The sequence below is a fragment of the Dyella sp. genome, assembly GCF_035277725.1.
GTDB lineage: Bacteria > Pseudomonadota > Gammaproteobacteria > Xanthomonadales > Rhodanobacteraceae > Dyella_B.
The window spans coordinates 1-3,341 of record NZ_DATEJY010000181.1; the positions used below are offsets into that span (position 1 = coordinate 1).

Sequence of the window (3,341 nt, forward strand, 5' to 3'; positions counted from 1 at the left end):
CGATGGGGTGACGTCCAGAAGGCCCGCAGGCTGCGCCGCGCGGCTTGAACAGACGGCCAGTCTGCCCTGCGCCACGCAACACACCCTGCGGGCCTTCTGGACGTCATGCCGGGTGCATGGAATAGATCAGAGCATCCCTAGCCCAGGAAATACCGCATGCCATCTCCCGCTTCACCGCAACCTGTTGCGCTTATCACCGGCGCCGCCAAGCGCGTAGGCGCCGTGATAGCGCATACGCTGCATGCCGCCGGCTATGACCTCGTCCTGCATTGCCGACGTTCCACTACGGAAGCCGATGCGCTCGCCGCCGAACTCTGCGCACAACGCGCAAACAGCGCGCTTGTTCTACAAGCTGATCTGGCGGACTTGCCCGCGTTGCCAACGCTGATCGATGCGACGCTTTCGCACTACGGCCGGCTCGATGCATTGATCAACAACGCCTCGGCGTTCTATCCCACACCGCTGGAAACGGCTACGCCCGCGCAATGGAACGAGCTGTTCGCTTCCAACGCGCAAGCGCCGTTCTTTCTGGCCCAGGCCGCATTGCCGGCACTGCGTGCGGCACGCGGCGCCATGGTGAATCTGGTGGATATCTATGCCGAGCGTGCGCTTGCGCAGCATCCGATCTACGTGATGGCAAAGGCCGCGCTCGGCGCCATGACGCGCTGCCTGGCGCTGGATCTTGGGCCCGACGTACGCGTCAACGGCGTAGCACCGGGCGCCGTGATGTGGCCGAGCGATGGCAAGCCCTATGCCGAGCAAGCGGCAATGCTGGCACGCACGCCGCTCCAGCGCGCCGGGTCGCCGGAAGATGTGGCAAGCACCGTGTTGTGGCTGCTGCGTGATGCACCGTTCGTGACAGGACAAATCATTCGCGTCGATGGTGGCCGCAGCATCACCATCTGAGCTTCTCCCATCAATGCCTATAGAAGCTGGATTCGGCCATCACGGGGTGGCGCAATGGGTGAATCGACGCGCTGTCGCACGCGGAGCAACATCCCATGCAACGCAAGAGCAGACGTTGTCAGCCCTTGGCAGCTGAGCCATGCATCAGCGTGCTTACAGCTCAACCACCACCAAAGGCTCGCTGTCTACGGGAAAGCTCGCCCACAACTCACGCATCGTTTTTCCGCCGACGGGATGGCGAAGATCCGGCGCGATGTCGACGATGGGTTTCAGCACAAAGGCGTGTTTCAGTTCCTTGCGCGGAATATCGAGATGCCCCGGCCCCTGTGCGACCAGATCGTCATACAGCACGATATCCACATCAAGCGTGCGATCGGCGTAACGCGGCACGTCGCGGCGACGGCCGTGGCGATCTTCCAGGGCATGCAGCCAGTCGTTGAGTTCAGTGGGCGACAGATCCGTATCGAGCCCGACGGCCAGGTTCACAAAATCCGCGCCATCGAAACCCACCGCGGCGCTGCGATAGGCGGGCGATACGTCAATTTCGCCGAAACGCGCACGCAATTCCTCGATGGCGATCGGCAGATAACGGTGCGGCTCCTGATTGGAGCCCAGGCTCAAATAAACGCGCGCCATGTCAGCCGGTTCGCTTGCCGCGCTCGATGCACACGCCGACGGCTTTCGCGCCACGCACCGCGCCCGGTTTGGAGAGCTTCAGGCGCACCCACGCCACGCCGAATTCGTCGCGGATGATCGCGGCGCAACGTTCGGCCAGCGTTTCCACCAGACCGAAGCTCGATTCGCTCACATACGCGATCAGACGCTTGGACACGTCCTTGTAGTTGAGCGTGTCGGCGATGTTGTCGGACGCGGCGGGAACGGTGTTGTCGAACGCCATCTCGATATCGAACGACAAGGTCTGACGCACGCGCCGCTCCCAGTCGTAAATGCCGATGACGGTGTCGATGCGCAGGTCTTCAATAAAAACGATATCCATGCGTGCAAGCGTGCTGGGTACGGGCGATAGGATCAAGCGGCGGGCGGCAAGGTTTGCAGGTCCCAGCGCGGAAACACTTGCACCGATTCGTCCTGATGCTGCCCGTGAGCCAGACGAATGGCGCCGGCCAGGGCGATCATCGCGCCGTTGTCGGTACAGAACTGCAGGCGCGGGAAATAGGTTTTGAAACCGTCCTTGGCGCCGGCCGCGGCCAGTTCTTCGCGCAAACGGCGGTTGGCGCCGACGCCACCGGCGATCACCAGCCGCTTCGTGCCGGTTTCCGCGAGTGCACGGCGGCATTTGATCAACAACGTATCGACGATGGCTTCTTCGAAAGCGCGAGCGATGTCGGCACGGGTCTGCTCGCTCTGGCCGGATTGCTGCCAGGCCAGCAGCACTTGGGTCTTCAGGCCGGAGAAACTGAAATCGAGCCCCGGGCGATCGGTCATCGGGCGCGAAAAACGGAACGCACCCGCGCGTCCCTGTGCCGCCAGGGCGGCCAGCGCCGGGCCGCCGGGGTACGGCAAGCCCATCAGCTTGGCGGTCTTGTCGAAGGCTTCGCCGGCAGCATCGTCCAGGGTGTCGCCGAGGATGCGGTATTGGCCGATGGTCTCCACTTCCACCAGCATGGAGTGCCCGCCGGACACCAGCAGGGCCACGAACGGCGGCTCCGGCGGATCGTCCTCCAGCAGCGGCGCGAGCAAGTGCCCTTCCATATGGTGTACGCCGATCGCCGGCACCCCGAGCGCCCAGGCCATCGCACGGCCGGTCGCCGCGCCCACCAGCAGCGCGCCCACCAGGCCGGGGCCGGCGGTGTACGCGACGCCGCCGAGATCGGCGGGGGTGAGTCCTGCGTCCTTCAGGGCCTCTCGTACCAGCGGCAACAACTTGCGCACATGGTCGCGACTGGCCAGCTCAGGCACCACGCCGCCGTAGTCGGCGTGCAGTTTCACCTGGGTGTACAAGGCATGCGCCAGGAGGCCGTGGCCGGGCTGCTCGGGCTCCCAGCGCAGCAGGGCCGCGCCGGTTTCGTCGCAGGAGGTTTCGATGCCAAGGATGGGGCGGAGCAGGTCAGGCATCGCAAGAGGCACCGGTCTTGGAGAACATAGGCCGCCATTTTTGCCGATAAGCCGGGCTTTGCGACACCCCGCCCGTCCAATGCTTTGAATTCTTCACCCGCATCAGCGTATACTTTGCGGCTCGCCGCTTTTCAGCGGCACGTTTACTACCCCGGAGTTTCCATGCCCAGCGTAAAAGTCCGCGAGAACGAGCCGTTCGAACTCGCCCTGCGCCGCTTCAAGCGCACCTGCGAAAAAGCCGGCATCCTCGCCGAGACCCGCAAGCGCGAGTTCTATGAAAAGCCCACTCAGGAACGCAAGCGCAAGCGCGCTGCCGCCGTGAAGCGTCACCTGCGCCGCCTGTCGCGCGACGTGTCGCG

5 protein-coding genes are annotated in these 3,341 nt (G+C 64.2%); 2 read left to right on the plus strand and 3 right to left on the minus strand.

Features of this window, described 5'->3' with window-relative positions; all coding sequences use genetic code 11:
* Window positions 1-156 precede the first annotated feature (156 nt).
* A complete protein-coding gene (locus VJR68_RS15780) occupies window positions 157-906 on the plus strand; it encodes a pteridine reductase (protein ID WP_324149239.1) in 750 nt (249 codons plus the stop codon).
* 153 nt (window positions 907-1,059) lie between these two features.
* On the opposite strand, the gene folK is transcribed toward VJR68_RS15780, so the two are convergent.
* From folK to tsaD, 3 genes are read right to left on the minus strand one after another with little or no spacing between them, the layout of a single operon-like run.
* Window positions 1,060-1,542, minus strand: a complete 483-nt coding sequence (gene folK, locus VJR68_RS15785) for a 2-amino-4-hydroxy-6-hydroxymethyldihydropteridine diphosphokinase (protein WP_324149240.1) — start codon at window positions 1,540-1,542, stop codon at window positions 1,060-1,062.
* Window position 1,543: 1 nt separating this feature from the next.
* A complete protein-coding gene (gene folB, locus VJR68_RS15790) occupies window positions 1,544-1,903 on the minus strand; it encodes a dihydroneopterin aldolase (protein ID WP_324149242.1) in 360 nt (119 codons plus the stop codon).
* 32 nt (window positions 1,904-1,935) lie between these two features.
* Entirely contained in the window at window positions 1,936-2,982 is a 1,047-nt protein-coding gene (tsaD, locus tag VJR68_RS15795; protein WP_324149244.1) for a tRNA (adenosine(37)-N6)-threonylcarbamoyltransferase complex transferase subunit TsaD, read from the minus strand.
* Window positions 2,983-3,144: 162 nt separating this feature from the next.
* On the opposite strand from tsaD, the gene rpsU reads away from it, so the two are divergent.
* Window positions 3,145-3,341: 30S ribosomal protein S21 (gene rpsU / locus VJR68_RS15800; protein WP_324149247.1), on the plus strand; the 197-nt coding region annotated here is incomplete at its 3' end.

Coding starts and splice junctions, on each gene's coding strand:
- VJR68_RS15780 (WP_324149239.1), top strand. CDS start 157: ATGCCATCTCCCGCTTCACCGCAACCTGTTGCGCTTATCACCGGCGCC.
- folK (WP_324149240.1), bottom strand. CDS start 1,542: ATGGCGCGCGTTTATTTGAGCCTGGGCTCCAATCAGGAGCCGCACCGT.
- folB (WP_324149242.1), bottom strand. CDS start 1,903: ATGGATATCGTTTTTATTGAAGACCTGCGCATCGACACCGTCATCGGC.
- tsaD (WP_324149244.1), bottom strand. CDS start 2,982: ATGCCTGACCTGCTCCGCCCCATCCTTGGCATCGAAACCTCCTGCGAC.